Annotated in this window: 13 protein-coding genes; 7 read left to right on the top strand and 6 right to left on the bottom strand. The window is 67.7% G+C overall.

Annotated elements, in window-relative coordinates:
• Positions 1 to 4: 4 nt before the first annotated feature.
• The 3 genes from AC5P53_RS17040 to AC5P53_RS17030 form a co-directional block, all read right to left on the bottom strand.
• Positions 5 to 2,197: a TonB-dependent hemoglobin/transferrin/lactoferrin family receptor gene (locus tag AC5P53_RS17040; protein WP_369334247.1), complete on the bottom strand. Its 2,193-nt coding sequence runs from the start codon at positions 2,195 to 2,197 to the stop codon at positions 5 to 7.
• A gap of 153 nt (positions 2,198 to 2,350) precedes the next feature.
• Positions 2,351 to 2,545 (bottom strand): hemin uptake protein HemP, encoded by a 195-nt coding sequence (gene hemP, locus AC5P53_RS17035; RefSeq protein ID WP_005412278.1) that lies wholly within the window; start codon positions 2,543 to 2,545, stop codon positions 2,351 to 2,353.
• Positions 2,546 to 2,738: 193 nt separating this feature from the next.
• Positions 2,739 to 3,710, bottom strand: a complete 972-nt coding sequence (locus AC5P53_RS17030) for an aldo/keto reductase (protein ID WP_014645969.1) — start codon at positions 3,708 to 3,710, stop codon at positions 2,739 to 2,741.
• Between the two features lie 193 nt (positions 3,711 to 3,903).
• Between AC5P53_RS17030 and AC5P53_RS17025 the strand changes: the two genes are divergently transcribed.
• From AC5P53_RS17025 to AC5P53_RS17005, 5 genes are all read left to right on the top strand, one after another.
• Entirely contained in the window at positions 3,904 to 5,202 is a 1,299-nt protein-coding gene (locus AC5P53_RS17025) for a NupC/NupG family nucleoside CNT transporter (protein ID WP_014645968.1), read from the top strand.
• Positions 5,203 to 5,227: 25 nt separating this feature from the next.
• Positions 5,228 to 6,193 (top strand): ribokinase, encoded by a 966-nt coding sequence (locus tag AC5P53_RS17020; RefSeq protein WP_014645967.1) that lies wholly within the window; start codon positions 5,228 to 5,230, stop codon positions 6,191 to 6,193.
• A gap of 149 nt (positions 6,194 to 6,342) precedes the next feature.
• Positions 6,343 to 6,774, top strand: coding sequence for a hypothetical protein (locus tag AC5P53_RS17015; protein ID WP_014645966.1), 432 nt, complete (start codon positions 6,343 to 6,345; stop codon positions 6,772 to 6,774).
• Positions 6,775 to 6,921: 147 nt separating this feature from the next.
• Entirely contained in the window at positions 6,922 to 7,917 is a 996-nt protein-coding gene (gene dusB, locus AC5P53_RS17010) for a tRNA dihydrouridine synthase DusB (RefSeq protein WP_046428891.1), read from the top strand.
• Positions 7,918 to 7,981: 64 nt separating this feature from the next.
• Complete coding sequence (locus AC5P53_RS17005) at positions 7,982 to 8,809, top strand: class I SAM-dependent methyltransferase (protein ID WP_005415318.1); 828 nt, start codon at positions 7,982 to 7,984, stop codon at positions 8,807 to 8,809.
• 57 nt (positions 8,810 to 8,866) lie between these two features.
• Here AC5P53_RS17005 and AC5P53_RS17000 read toward each other — a convergent pair whose 3' ends face one another.
• From AC5P53_RS17000 to olsF, 3 genes are all read right to left on the bottom strand, one after another.
• Complete coding sequence (locus AC5P53_RS17000; RefSeq protein WP_046428852.1) at positions 8,867 to 9,934, bottom strand: metal-dependent hydrolase; 1,068 nt, start codon at positions 9,932 to 9,934, stop codon at positions 8,867 to 8,869.
• A gap of 119 nt (positions 9,935 to 10,053) precedes the next feature.
• On the bottom strand, positions 10,054 to 10,854 hold the full coding sequence (locus AC5P53_RS16995; RefSeq protein ID WP_005412268.1) for a UDP-2,3-diacylglucosamine diphosphatase: 801 nt from the start codon (positions 10,852 to 10,854) through the stop codon (positions 10,054 to 10,056).
• Positions 10,851 to 12,566, bottom strand: a complete 1,716-nt coding sequence (olsF, locus tag AC5P53_RS16990) for a bifunctional ornithine lipid synthase OlsF (RefSeq protein WP_241887629.1) — start codon at positions 12,564 to 12,566, stop codon at positions 10,851 to 10,853. Before olsF ends, AC5P53_RS16995 begins: the two co-directional genes overlap by 4 nt.
• Positions 12,567 to 12,901: 335 nt before the next feature.
• Here olsF and metK point away from each other — a divergent pair, with 335 nt between their 5' ends.
• Both metK and AC5P53_RS16980 read left to right on the top strand, forming a co-directional pair.
• Positions 12,902 to 14,113 (top strand): methionine adenosyltransferase, encoded by a 1,212-nt coding sequence (gene metK, locus AC5P53_RS16985; protein ID WP_010481882.1) that lies wholly within the window; start codon positions 12,902 to 12,904, stop codon positions 14,111 to 14,113.
• Between the two features lie 140 nt (positions 14,114 to 14,253).
• Positions 14,254 to 14,760, top strand: a complete 507-nt coding sequence (locus tag AC5P53_RS16980) for an acyl-CoA thioesterase (protein ID WP_010481883.1) — start codon at positions 14,254 to 14,256, stop codon at positions 14,758 to 14,760.
• Positions 14,761 to 14,797 lie beyond the last annotated feature (37 nt).

The raw sequence follows: 14,797 nt of genomic DNA, 5'->3' as shown, positions 1-14,797 counted from the left end.
GAGGTCACCAGGAAACGGCAAGGCTGGCGGAGAGGGTGCGGCCCGGGTTGGTATAGCGGTCCAGCACGCGGCTGCCCGGCGACAGCGTCGAACCCACGTTGGACCAGTCGATGTAACGCTTGTCGCCCAGGTTGAACACGCCGACGTTGAAGGTGGCGCCCGGGGCGAAGTTCCAGTGCGCCATCAGGTCGGCCACGCCGTAGCCGGCCGGGCGGTACACCGTGGCGGCGGTGACGCGGTCCTTGCGCTTGACGAAGGTACCGGCCAGTTCGACGCCCCAGGTGTCGGTGTCGTACATCAGGCCGACGGTGCCACGCAGCGGGTCGACCGAATCCAGCGGGGTGTCTTCGGTCCTGTTGTCGCCGCGCGACCAGGCCACCGAGCTGCGCAGCGCCCAGCCCTGCAGCGCCGGGCTGATCTGGCCGAAGTCGACGCCGGCCTTCATTTCGGCACCATAGATGCGCGCATCCGCGATGTTGCGCGACTGGAACACCATCAGGCCCTGGGCGTTGGTGCCGACCAGCGATTGCGACTCGATGAAGTCCTTGTACTCGTTGTAGTAGCCGCTGAGGCTGACGTAGGCCGCCGGCGACAGGAAGCGCAGGCCCAGCTCCAGGCCGTCACTGGTTTCCGGCTTCAGGTCCGGATTGGGAATGGCGGTGTAACCGAAGGCGAAGTTGGTGAAGCCCAGGTTGACGTCGTTGTACGGCGGCGAGCGGAAGCCATGCGAATAGCCGGCAAACAGCGACCATTCGTCGGTGAAGCGATAGACCATGCCCAGCTTCGGCGAGACGCTGGTCTTGGTCAGCCTGGCCACCGCAACGCCGGGATTGTCGTCGGCGAAGATGCTGTCCACCTCCGGCTTCAGCTCGTAGCGGTCCACGCGCACGCCCGGCACCAGCGACAGCTTGCCGTTGGCCATGCGCATTTCGTCCTGTGCGTACAGGCCCAGCTCGGTGGTCTTGCTGATCGGGAAATCGCGCACCGGGAAGGCGTCGGGCAGGATGGTGGTGCTGGTCTGGCCATTGGCCAACACCTGGTAGCCGTCGCGCTTCTGGCGGATCTCGGTATGCGCGCCCTCGAAACCGTAGGTCAGCGCGTGTTCGACGCTGCCGGTGCTGAACGCCTTGTTGAACTGCGCCTGCAGGCCGTAGACGCGCTGGTCGAAGCTGAACTCGCGGTGGCGGCGGCTGCGGTTGGCGCGGTCCTCATCGGTGATCTGGGTGGTTTCGCTGTGCTGGGTATACAGCTGCCAATGCAGGCTGTCGGCGAAGCCCTTGTCCAGCGCATCCATTTCATGGGCGAACGACACGCGGGTGCGGTTCTGCGTATCGCGCGCCTTCATGCCGGTGGTGGTGGTGCGGTCGATCGAGGACAGCACGTTGGTATCGGTGTTGTCTTCGTTGCCTTCCACGGTCAGGCGGAAGCGCTGGTCCTGGCTGGGTGCATAGACCAGCTTGGCCAGGCCACTGCGACCATCGCGGTCCTGCAGGTTGGGCGCGGTGCGGGTGTTGTCGAGGCTGCGTACATCACCCTTGTTGCCGGTTTCCTGGCCCTGGCGATGGTTGATGTTGACCATGCCGCTCCAGTGTTCGCCGCCGAACGCGCTGGTCACGCCGCCGAGCAGGCCCTTCCACTCACCGTCGTAGCCGAACTTCAGGCCGACGTAGCTGTCCTTGCCATCCTTCAGATAATCGGCCGGATCCTTGGTGACGAAGGCCACCACACCCCCGAGCGCGTCGGACCCATACAGCGAGCTGGCCGGGCCGCGCACGATCTCCACGCGCTTGAGCGTATCCAGATCGGTGAAGTTGCGGTTGGCGTTGGAGAACGAGCCGATGTTGAAGCTGGTGGGCATGGCGATGCCGTCGGTCTGCACGCGCACGCGGTTGCCGTCCAGGCCACGGATGCGGATGCTGCCAAGGCCGAAGCGCGCGGCGCTGCGGCTGACCGACAGGCCCGGCTCGTAGCGCAGCAGATCCTTGATGTCCTGCACCAGGTGCCGGTCCATCTGCTCGCGGTCGATGACGTCCACGGTGGCCGCCACATCGCTCACCGCCCGCTCGGTGCGGGTGGCGGTGACCTGCACACGGTCGAATTCGCGCGCATCGGGCGCGGCGGTGGCCGCGGCAGCAGCATGGGCGGACAGCGGCAGGGCCATCCAGACGGCAAGGCAAAGGGCGGTAGGGCGGGTCATCGGGTTCGTTCGGTCAGGCAGGGGAACCCCCGGTTACCGGCACACCCGGAGGGTGCACGCGGTAGACCGAGGGGGAGAGAGCGGGAGCGGACGGGTCGCCCACCCTGCCGGCGCGGCCGGCAGGAGGGAGGGGGGGGGGCGACCAGGCCGCGATTACTTGGTCAGGATCAGCTTGTCGTTGCTGGTGTGCCGCAGGCGATAGAAGCGGTCGCCGTGCTGGATCAGGATTTCACGACGGCCCTTGAGCAGGGCTTCGCTGTCGATGACCTCTTCCGGCGGAACGACACGGACCGGACGATCGCGGAGGGTCAGCGTTTCGGGGCGCAGCAGTACAGGTTGAGCATTCATGAGCATCTGGACTCGTGCGAGGGACGAGTCAAATGATAATGATTCTCAGTTGACAATCAACAACCATTCTCAATTTGATTGATGAGATTAATGATCGAATTCTGAAATTCGATAGATCATGTCAATCAAATGGCGGCGCAGCCGTGTAGAGTCGACTCTACCGAGGCCCCCGAGGCCCGGTCGGCCCCCGGGTTCAGGCGAAGGCGGCTTCGACGTCGGCCCAGCCGGCGGCGTCGACCTGCTCCAGCACCTCCAGCGCCTGCAGGTTCTGCAGCAGCTGGCTGACCCGGCTGGCACCGAGGATCACGCTGGAGACGTTCGGGTTGCGCAGGCACCAGGCGATGGCCAGCGTGGCCGGCGCCTGCCCCAGCGCACGCGCCACTTCGCTGAAGCGGCGCACCTGGGCCAGGCGGGCCTCGGCGTCGTCACCCAGCACCAGCGCCTGCAGCCATTCCATGCCCTCGCGGCCCAGCCGCGCATCGGCCGGAATGCCCTGGTCGTACTTGCCACTCAGCAGGCCCGAGGCCAGCGGCGAGAAGATGGTGGTGCCCAGGCCGGCACCGGCATACAGCGGCGCGTACTCGACCTCGACCCGTTCGCGGTGCAGCAGGTTGTACTGCGGCTGCTCCATCGACGGGCCCTGCAGGTTGCGCGCCTCGGCGATGTCCAGCGCCTGCTGGATCTGCACCGCCGACCACTCCGAGGTCCCCCAGTAGAGGATCTTGCCTTGCCGCACCAGGGTATCCATGGCATGCACGGTCTCGGCGACCGGCGCGTCCGGATCCGGGCGATGGCAGTAATAAAGGTCCAGGTAGTCCACCCGCAGGCGCTTGAGCGCCGCATGGCAGGCGTCGGTCACATGCTTGCGCGACAGGCCGCGCTGGGTCGGCCGTGGGTCCTTGGCGCTGCCGAAGAACACCTTGCTGGAGACGCAGATGCCGTCGCGCGGCAGGCGCAGGTCGGCGATCACATCGCCCATCACCTGTTCGGCGCGGCCGTTGGCATAGCCCTCGGCGTTGTCGAAGAAGTTGACGCCGTGGTCCCAGGCGGCGGCCACCAGGTTGCGGGCCTCGTCGCGCGGGATCTGGTCACCGAAGGTCACCCAGGCGCCGAAGGACAGGGCGGAAATCGGCAGGCCGGTGGAGCCCAGGCGACGGTATTGCATGCGAATCTCCTGCTGCGGGCCCGCATCCGGGCCGGGATCGAGCCCCATTCTACCTGCCGCCGCCGGCCGCAAGCCCTTGCCGTTGCTGGCCTGATCGGTACCGATAGATGCGCGCACGCTGCTTTTTCTTGCCCCGGCCCCTGCCCTGCACTAGGCTTCCCGTTTTTCGCGACGCCCCAGGGGAGTCACTCACATGGTCGAAGGTTTGGGCAGGATCGGCTTCGGCCTGTTCGGGTTGGCGGTGCTGATCGGCATCACCTGGTTGTTTTCCAACAACAAGCGTGCGGTTGACTGGAAGCTGGTTGCCACCGGTATCACCCTGCAGATCGCGTTCGCGGCGCTGGTGATCCTGGTGCCGGGCGGCCGCGACGTGTTCGATGCGCTGGGCAAGGGCTTCGTCAAGGTTCTCAGCTTCGTCAATGAAGGCTCGGGCTTCATCTTCGGCTCGTTGATGGACACCAAGAACTACGGCTTCATCTTCGCCTTCCAGGTGCTGCCGACCATCATCTTCTTCTCGGCGCTGATGGGGGTGATGTACCACCTCAACGTCATGCAGGCGATCGTGCGCGTGATGGCGTGGTCGATCACCAAGGTGATGCGCGTGTCCGGCGCGGAAACCACCAGCGTCTGCGCCAGCGTCTTCATCGGCCAGACCGAGGCGCCGCTGACCGTGCGCCCGTACATCGCCAGGATGACCCAGTCCGAGCTGCTGACCATGATGATCGGCGGCATGGCCCACATCGCCGGCGGCGTGCTGGCGGCCTATGTGGGCATGCTCGGCGGTGGCGACCCGGCGCAGCAGGCCTTCTACGCCAAGCACCTGCTGGCAGCGAGCATCATGGCCGCACCGGCCACCCTGGTCGTGGCCAAGCTGCTGATTCCGGAAACCGGCACCCCGCTGACCCGCGGCACGGTGAAGATGGAAGTCGAAAAGACCTCCAGCAACATCATCGACGCGGCCGCTGCCGGTGCCGGTGACGGCCTGAAGCTGGCGCTGAACATCGGCGCGATGCTGCTGGCCTTCATCGCCCTGATCGCGCTGCTGAACGCCCCGTTGACCTGGATCGGCGAGGTGACCGGCCTGGCCGCTGCCATCGGCAAGCCGACCAACCTGTCGACCATCTTCGGTTACGTGCTGGCCCCGATCGCCTGGGTGATCGGTACCCCGTGGGCTGATGCCACCACCGTCGGTTCGCTGATCGGCCAGAAGGTCGTGATCAACGAATTCGTCGCCTACACCGAACTGTCGCAGATCGTGAACGGCCAGGTGGCCGGCGTGAGCCTGTCCGAGGAAGGTCGCCTGATCGCCACCTACGCGCTGTGCGGCTTTGCCAACTTCAGCTCGATCGCGATCCAGATCGGCGGCATCGGCGGCCTGGCCCCGGAACGTCGCCACGACCTGGCCAAGTTCGGCCTGCGCGCGGTGTTGGGCGGTACCATTGCCACCTTCATGACGGCGACCATCGCCGGCGTGCTGACGCACTTCAGTTGAACCCTTGGTTGAGAAAAGATTCCCTATGAGCAGCAGTGTCGTTGTCGTCGGTTCCTTCAATGTCGATCACGTGTGGCGGTGTGAGTCGCTGCCGGCACCGGGTGCGACCATTGCCGGCCGCTACAGCACCGGCCCCGGGGGCAAGGGCTTCAACCAGGCGGTGGCGGCCTGCCGCGCCGGTGCCGACACGCACTTCGTGTGCGCGTTGGGCGATGACGCCGGTGGCGCCACCGCGCGTGAACTGGCTGCGCAGGATGGCTTCGCGCTGATCGCCGAGGCCAGCAGCGAACCGACCGGCACCGCGGGCATCTACGTGGACGCGCGTGGCCGCAACACCATCGTGATCGGCCCGGGTGCCAACGCCGCGCTGGGCACCGATTTCCTGCAACAGCAGCAGGCCCTGCTGACCCGCGCCAAGGTGGTGCTGGTGCAGCTGGAATCGCCGGTGCAGACCATCGAAGCGGCGCTGGCCACGGCCCGCGAGGCCGGTGTCACCACCGTGCTCAATACCGCACCGGCCGATGCGCCCTCGACCATCGGCCTGCTCAAGCTGGCCGATGTGATCACCCCGAACGAAACCGAGTTCGCTGCCCTGCTCGGCCGCCATGTCGGTGAGCGCGTGGATGCCAACGACGTCGCCGCGCTGGATGGCGCCAGCCTGCACGCGCTGTGCCGCAAGCTGGTCGGCAACGGCACCGTGGTGGTGACCCTGGGTTCGGTGGGCGTGTTCGTGTCGCATGCCGACGAGAACCTGCGCGGCGATACCCAGCCGTACTACCGCGTGGGTGCCGAACAGGTGCAGGCGATCGACACCACCGGTGCCGGTGACGCCTTCAACGGTGCGCTGGCCGCGTCGCTGGCGCAGGTGGCCGACGCCCCGTTCGCCCGCCACGTGCGCTTCGCCAACCAGTTCGCCGGCCGTTCGACCGAGAAGGAAGGCGCCGCTGCGGCGATGCCGCGCTTCACCCCGGCCGACGCTGAAGCCAGGTAATTCCACGCCACGCGTGGATGACAAGGCCCGGGTGTGCAGACACCCGGGCCATTCTTTTGCCCATTGCCCAGCCCCTGCGACCGCCTGTCGCATTGCCCACATCCTGCCCCTGGCCCACCATCCGCGCAGCTTCCTCGCACGGGCAGGACATGGACGGATTCCCCTGGCTGCTGGTCGCGGCCGCCGGCAGTGCCGTGGCGGCGCTGCTGCATATCGGCTGCATCGCCTTCGGCGCCGCGTGGTACAGGTACTTCGGTGCCGGCCAGCGCGTGGTCCGGCTGGCGCATGCGGGGCACTGGTGGCCACCGCTGATGACCGCGGTCATCACTGCCGTGCTGGTGGCCTGGACCCTGTACGCACTGGCCGCCGCGGGCTGGCATTCGCCGCTGCCGGCCAGCCGCCTGGTCCTGCCCGGCATCGCCGCGCTGCTGTTGCTGCGTGCCGCGATGGGCTTCGGCCTGGCGCTGTTCCGGCCGGGGTACAACGGCACGCGCTTCTGGGCGGTCAGCTCGCTGGTCTGCCTGGGCCTGGGGCTGGCCTTCGCGCTGGGTACCCGCCAGGCCTGGCAGAGCCTGGGGTAGCCGCCCACCATCGCCCGCCCGTGGGGGCGGCGGAAGCAACCGTCAAGCATCTGCTGATGCCGGTACGGCATGAGGTCGGTGCCGATCGGCCTGAACCGGACCGCGCGCGGCACGGCCGTACCGCCGCCCGCACCCTACAATGGGCGCATGCAGATCGGCCCGTACACCATTGCCCCCAACGTCGTGCTGGCACCCATGGCCGGCGTCACCGACAAGCCCTTCCGCCTGCTGTGCAAACGGCTGGGTGCGGGACTGGCCGCCTCGGAAATGACCATCAGCGACCCGCGCTTCTGGAACACGCGAAAGTCGATCCACCGCATGGACCATGACGGCGAGCCGGCCCCGATCAGCGTGCAGATCGCCGGCACCGAGCCGCAGCAGCTGGCCGAGGCCGCGCGCTACAACGTCGACCACGGCGCGCAGATCATCGACATCAACATGGGCTGCCCGGCCAAGAAGGTGTGCAACGCGTGGGCGGGCTCGGCGCTGATGCGCGACGAGCAGCTGGTGGCGCGCATCCTCGAAGCCGTGGTCAACGCAGTGGACGTGCCGGTCACGCTGAAGATCCGCACCGGTTGGGACTGCGACCATCGCAATGGCCCGGTGATCGCCCGCATCGCCGAGGCCAGCGGCATCGCCGCACTGGCCGTGCATGGCCGCACCCGCGACCAGCATTACACCGGCCAGGCCGAGTACGCCACCATCGGCGAGATCAAGGCTGCGCTGCGCATCCCGGTGATCGCCAACGGTGACATCGATTCACCGCAGAAGGCCGCCCACGTGCTGCAGCAGACCGGGGTGGATGCAGTGATGATCGGCCGCTCCGCGCAGGGCCGGCCGTGGATCTTCCGCGAAGTGGCGCACTACCTTGCCACCGGCGAGGAACTGCCACCGCCGTCGCTGGCGGAAGTGCGCGACATCCTGCTCGGCCACCTGCATGCGCTGCATGCGTTCTATGGCGAGCCGCAGGGCGTGCGCATCGCGCGCAAGCACCTGGGCTGGTATGCCAAGGACCGGCCGGAGAACGCCGCCTTCCGCGCCGTGGTCAACCGTGCCGAAGACCCGCAGGGCCAGATCGCGCTGACCACCGAGTACTTCGACCGCCTGATCGCCGGGGAACCGGCGCTGTCTTCGGCCGCCTGACCGCCCCCGCCGCGTCGCAACGTCGAGCCTGCTCGACCGAATTGAACTCCGAGAGCCCGCCTCCATGACCCCGCCGATTTCCTCCCCGACCTACCTGCACGGATTTTCCGGCACCGAACAGCAGCGCCTGATGACCCAGGCCCGGCTGCTGGAATCGAGCATCTTCGGCCAGATCGACTACAGCGGCGCGCGGCGCCTGCTGGAAGTCGGCAGTGGCGTCGGTGCGCAGACCGAGATCCTGCTGCGCCGCTTCCCCGAGCTGCACGTGACCGGCGTGGACCTGAGCGAAACGCAGCTGGCCACCGCGCGCGAGAACCTGGCGCGCACGCCGTGGTGCAGCGACCGATACACCCTGCAGCAGGCCGACGCCGGCGAGCTGCCGTTCGAGGCACGCAGCTTCGACTCGGCGTTCCTGTGCTGGGTGCTGGAACACGTGCCTTCACCGGCGCGGGTGCTGAGCGAAGTGCGCCGCGTGCTGGCACCGGGTTCGCCGGTCTACATCACCGAAGTGATGAATGCCTCGTTCCTGCTCGACCCGTACTCGCCGCACATCTGGCGCTACTGGATGGCCTTCAACGACTTCCAGTACGACCATGGCGGTGACCCGTTCGTCGGTGCAAAGCTGGGCAACCTGCTGCTGGCCGGCGGCTTCCGCGACGTGCACACCGAGATCAAGACCATCCACCTGGACAACCGCGAACCGGCGCGTCGCAAGACGATGATCGCGTTCTGGGAACAGCTCCTGCTGTCGGCCGCCGACCAGCTGCTGCAGGCCGGCTCGGTGGACGAGGAAACCGTGGAAGGCATGCGCCGCGAGTTCCGCCTGGTGCAGAACGACCCGAACGCCGTGTTCTTCTACTCGTTCGTCCAGGGCCGCGCCACGGTGTATTGATCCGGTGTTCTGCTGCCGATCGGGGCCGTAGAGCCACGCCATGCGTGGATCCAGTGATCAATGCACGGCGGTGTGGTCGGCCGCGCCCGGCGCCGCCGCCGGCTCCTGCCAGATCCGCTGCCACATCGCCGCCAGGCGGCGACCGGCGTCGGCACGCGCGGCGGGACTGCTGTAGTCCACCCGCACCTGCTCGGGAACGATCGCCCGCCACTGCCCGTCGGCCTGCCCGGCCACGACGAAGTTGAAGGTGTAGTCCGGCTCCAGCCCCATGCGCAGGTCACTCAGCACCAACCGGCCGTCAACCACCTGCGCACGCATGAAACCGCGGTTGAACCACGTCAGCTGCTGCACCGCCGGGATGGCCTGCGCTTCGCGCAAGGCCTGTACGTTGGACGCATGGCCTTCGAACCGCATCGGCCGGTGGTCGGCCACCAGCGAGCGGTCACCCACCACGTAGCCATTGGGCGTCATCGCCACCACCCGCCACAGCAGGGTGTTGAACGGCATCGGTACCGAGAAGCGCGGCGCATCTCCCAGGCCCATCGCGGCCAGGCTCTGCTGTGCGGCACGGTCGACCTGTGACTTGGCGATCAGGCCCCAGCCCAGGTAGCCACTGCTGAGCAGCAGGGCCACGCCCAGCACCTTGCCCGCCCAGGGCCGGGCGCGGCCGAACCAGGCCAGCACGCAGCCCAGCAGAAGCCACACCGTATACCCCGGGTCGATGATGAAGACACTGGATCCCATGGTCGGATGCGGGCGCAGCGGCCACCACAACTGGGTGCCATACACGGTGAACGCATCCAGCACCGGATGGGTGACCAGCGCCAGCTGGATCGCCCAGAACCAGCGCAGCGGTGACTGCGCGACGCGGCCATTGCCGAAGCGCTTGAACAGCCACCAGATCAATGCCGCCACCCATGGCAGTACCAGCAGCGAATGACTGAAACTGCGGTGCTCGATCATGTTCGCCACCGGATCGGCTGCGGTGAAACCGAGCCACAGCGCGTCGAGGTCCGGCAGGGTGCCAAGCGCGGCACCAGCGAGCAGGGCCGCACGGCGATGTCCGGGCGGGGCGATGGCAGCGGCGACGGCGCCACCGAGCACGATCTGGGTCAGGGAGTCCATGGGCCGATGCTAGCGGCTTGCGGGCGGTGCATGTAGAGCCGAGCCCATGCTCGGCTGCGCTTCGTTCGGCGCCACGTCAGCCGAGCATGGGCTCGGCTCTACAGTAGGACAGACGCGCGTTACGCCGCCTGCGACAACCGCGCGCCTGGCAGTTCCACCAGGGTCTGGCCGTTGTGGTCGAGCAGGCGCAGCGCACCATCATGGTCCTCGGCCAGTGCGGTCAGGCTCTCCACCCAGTCGCCGTCGTTGGCGTAGACCAGGCCATCGCGTTCGACCAGCGCCGCGCGGTGGATGTGGCCGCAGACGATGCCATCCAGGCCGCGCCGGCGCACGTCGTCCAGCCCGGCCTGCACGAAGCGCTCGATGTAGCGTTCGGCGGCCCCGCTGCGCTTCTTCAGGAACTCCGACAGCGACCAGTAGCGCATGCCAAGCCGGCGCCGTACCGCGTTCAGCGCCTGGTTGCCGGTCAGGATGCGGTAGTACAGCCAGTCGCCGAACTTTTCCTGCAGGCCACCGAAATGGGTCACGCCGTCGTAGTCGTCGCCATGCGCGACCAGCAGCCGGCGGCCATCGGCGGTCACGTGGATGGCACGGCGGCGCACCTGCATGGCCGGCAACATCAGCCCGCACACCTGGCGCAGCGAGGCATCGTGGTTGCCGGGAATGTAGATGATCTCGGTCCCTGCACGGCGCAGCGCGTGCAGGGCCTGGATGACTTCGCTGTGCGACTGCCGCCAGTTGGCGCGGCGATGCGCCATCCACCACAGGTCGATGATGTCGCCGACCAGGTACAACCGCTCGCAGCGCAGCTGCGAGAGGAACCGCGCCAGCTCGGTGGCATGGCAATGACGTGAGCCCAGGTGCACGTCGGAGACGAACACTGCGCGCCGGTGCGGCGACAGGTTCGCCAGCGTGCTCATGCCGGCGCACCCGTGTCGCGCAGGTAGCGTTTGCGCTTGTTCGGCCGGATCGCGCACAGGTCCACTTCGATCAGGCCGTCGATCGAATCGCTGAAGTCCGGGTCCACACCGAAGGCGAGGAAGCGCGCGCCGCCGGGTTCGCACAGATCGGTGTACTGGCGGTACAGCGTCGGCACGCCGGTACCCAGTGCGGCCAGGTTGGCCTTGAGCACATCGAACGCGGCACCCGCATCCAGCTCGCCGAAACTTGGCGGTGCGGCGAAGTACTGGAAGGGGCGGTTCGATTCGGCCAACCCGGCGGTTCCGCCGTAGTAGCGCTGGTAGTAGGCCACCAGCTGCTCGCGCGCATCGCGCGGCAGCGCTGCGCTGATCGAGACCGCGCCGAACAGGTAGCGGATGCCCGGCCGGCACTGCAGGTAGGCGCCGATGCCCTGCCACAGGTAGTCCAGGCTGCGGCTGCCCCAGTAATCGGGCACCACGAAGCTGCGGCCCAGCTCCAGGCCCTCGGCAATGTGGGTGATGGCATCGTCGGAATAGCGGAACAGCGACGCGCTGTAGAGCCCGGACAGGCCGTGCCGGGCCAGGGCCTGGGCGCCGCGCATGATGCGGTAGGCACCGGCAATGCGCTGCGCCGCCGCGTCCCAGATCACGATGTGCTCGTACTGCGGATCGTAGGCGTCCAGGTCGCGGCTGCGCCCGGTGCCCTCGCCCACCTGGCGGAAGGTCAGCTCGCGCAGGCGGCCCAGTTCCAGCAGCAGCGGTGAATCGGCGGTACAGGTCGCCAACAGGATCTGCTTGCCATCGGCGGTCTGGCCCAGCTGGGTGGCCGCGGCAATGCCGGCGGCGACCTGCGAAGGCGGCACCGGAGACGCCAATGGCTCGGGGCCTGCGCACGCAGCGGCATTGCCGGCCGCGCCGTTGCGGCCCAGCGCGTACAGCGCGCGGCGCACCGCCAGCAGCTGTGCGCCCGGGTCACCGCCCTTGCCCAGCTGCATCGGCTCGCCGATGCTCAGCCGCAGCGGGCGGCCACGACGGGCGAACATTTCGCGCGCCAGCAGCGCGGTGCCGGCCGGCTTGAACAGGGTCGAGGCGCCGTAGAACAGCGCCGAGTTGCGCGCTTCCACCCGCACCGGCAGCACCGGCGCAGCGGCCGCGCGGGCAAAGCGGACGAACCCGCGCTGCCAACGGCCATCGCGGATGCCGCGCAGCGACAGGCGCGAGACCTCGCCGGCCGGGAACACGATCACGCACTGCTCGGCGGCCAATGCTTCCTCCACCGCATGCAGGCTGCCGCGCCGGGCCTTGCCACCGAGGATGCGCACCGGCAGCAGCAGGTCCTGCAGCGGCGCGATCGCCCCCAGCAGATCGTTGGCCACGATCCGCACGTCGCGGCGGATACGGCCAACCGCGTCCAGCAGTGCGAGGGCATCCAGTGCCCCGGAGGGGTGGTTGGCGACGATCAGCAGGCGGCCGGTGGCCGGGATCCTGGCCAGCGCGGCCGGATCCACCTGGTACTGGCCGCCGATGAATTCCAGGCCGGCGGCGACGAAACCGAAGCCGCGCAGTCCTGAGCTGCGCTGCAGGAAGGCTTCGATCTGGTCCAGGCGCGACCAGCGCCCGACGCTGCGCAGCAGCGGCCGCGCCAGTTGGCCGCGACGGCCATGGAACCAATCGGGGAAACGTTGCTGGAGACGCTGTTCGAGTTCCTGCATGGCGGATCCACTGATGCCCGGCGGCCGGATTGGCCGACAGCCTGCGCCCGGCAGGCGGCAGCCAGATGGCGGTTTCGGGGCAGAACGATGACGGCCGGCCCGCCTTCGCGGCGAGGTCGCCGCCTGCGCGGTCGGGGCCGGCAGCCGTCCCGTCTGTTGTCACGCTGGTGGAACACTGGGCCTCAAGGCTGGGCCCCAATCCCCAAGGGACGGCCCCTCCAGGCCTACGCGGGCTTAACCACCGGCAACCGGCACAGGTTCACAATGCACAGGCGGCGCACCCCGTGTATCATGCGCGCCCATCTTTCCATCCGAATCAAGGGATATTACGCCTGATGTCCAGCTATCTCTTCACCTCCGAGTCGGTCTCCGAAGGCCATCCGGACAAGGTTGCCGACCAGATCTCCGATGCGGTGCTGGACGCGATCCTGACCCAGGACCAGCGCGCCCGCGTGGCCTGCGAGACCATGGTCAAGACCGGCGTTGCCATCGTGGCCGGTGAAATCACCACCAGCGCCTGGATCGACCTGGAAGCGCTGACCCGCAAGGTCATCACGGACATCGGCTACGACAGCTCCGACGTCGGTTTCGACGGCGCCACCTGCGGCGTGCTGAACCTGATCGGCAAGCAGTCGCCGCACATCGCCCAGGGCGTGGATCGCAAGAAGCCGGAAGAAATGGGCGCTGGCGACCAGGGCCTGATGTTCGGCTATGCCACCAACGAGACCGACAGCTACATGCCGGCCGCGATCCACCTGTCGCACCGCCTGGTCGAGCAGCAGGCCAAGATCCGCAAGAAGAAGAACTCGCCGCTGTCGTGGCTGCGTCCGGACGCCAAGAGTCAGGTCACCCTGCGCTATGAAAACGGCGTGGTCTCGGCCATCGACGCCGTGGTCCTGTCGACCCAGCACGCCCCCGGCATCAAGCAGAAGGACCTCATCGAGGCCGTCCGCGAAGAGATCATCAAGCCGGTGCTGCCGGCCAAGTGGCTGCACAAGGGCACCAAGTTCCACATCAACCCGACCGGCAAGTTCGAGATCGGTGGCCCGGTGGGCGACTGCGGCCTGACCGGCCGCAAGATCATCGTCGACACCTACGGCGGCTGGGCCCGTCACGGTGGTGGTGCCTTCTCCGGCAAGGACCCGTCCAAGGTCGACCGTTCGGCAGCCTACGCGGCCCGCTACGTCGCCAAGAACGTGGTGGCCGCCGGCCTGGCCGACCGTTGCGAAGTGCAGGTCTCCTACGCCATCGGCGTGGCTGAGCCGACCTCGATCTCGGTCACCACCTTCGGCACCGGCAAGATCAGCGACGACAAGATCGAGAAGCTGATCCGCAAGCACTTCGACCTGCGCCCGTACGGCATCATCAAGATGCTGGACCTGGTGCACCCGATGTACCAGCAGACCGCGGCCTACGGCCACTTCGGCCGCAAGCCGAAGGAGTTCAGCTACCTCAACGGCGAAGGCGAGACCGTCAACGCCACGGCCTTCTCCTGGGAGAAGACCGACCGCGCCGCCGCCCTGCGCGCCGATGCGAAGCTGAAGTAAGAAACACGAAGGGCCGCTCACGCGGCCCTTCTGCTTTCTGTAGAGCCGAGCCCATGCTCGGCTTTCTTTTTCCTGCGACAAGAGCAGCCGAGCATGGGCTCGGCTCTACAAGAGCTACGCCACGCCGATACAATCGCCGCATGTCGACCGAACTGAAAACCCACCAGCTGTCCATGACCGTGCTGATGTCGCCGGAGATGGCCAATTTCTCCGGCAAGGTCCACGGCGGCGCCATCCTGCGCCTGCTCGACCAGGTTGCCTACGCCTGCGCCAGCCGTTACGCCGGCAGCTACGTGGTCACCCTGTCGGTGGACCAGGTGATGTTCCGCCAGCCGATCGCGGTGGGCGAGCTGGTCACCTTCCTGGCGTCGGTGAACCATACCGGCACCTCGTCGATGGAGATCGGCATCAAGGTGGTGGCCGAGGACATCCTCAAGCGCAGCGTGCGCCACGCCAACAGCTGCTTCTTCACCATGGTGGCCGTGGATGAGGAAGGCCGGCCGACGCCCGTCCCGCCCCTGCAGCCGGCGACGTCCGACGAGAAGCGCCGCCAGGCCGCCGCGCAGATCCGCCGCCAGCTGCGCCAGGAAATGGAACAGCGCCATCTGGAACTGCTGGCATCGAATCCGCCGTCACCGGAGGAATGAGGTAGTTGCGAATTCGCCGGGCCATGCCCGGCGGATG

Source organism: Stenotrophomonas sp. YJH_SMC_82 (assembly GCF_059368875.1).
This window is presented reverse-complemented; position numbering and strand designations above follow the sequence as displayed.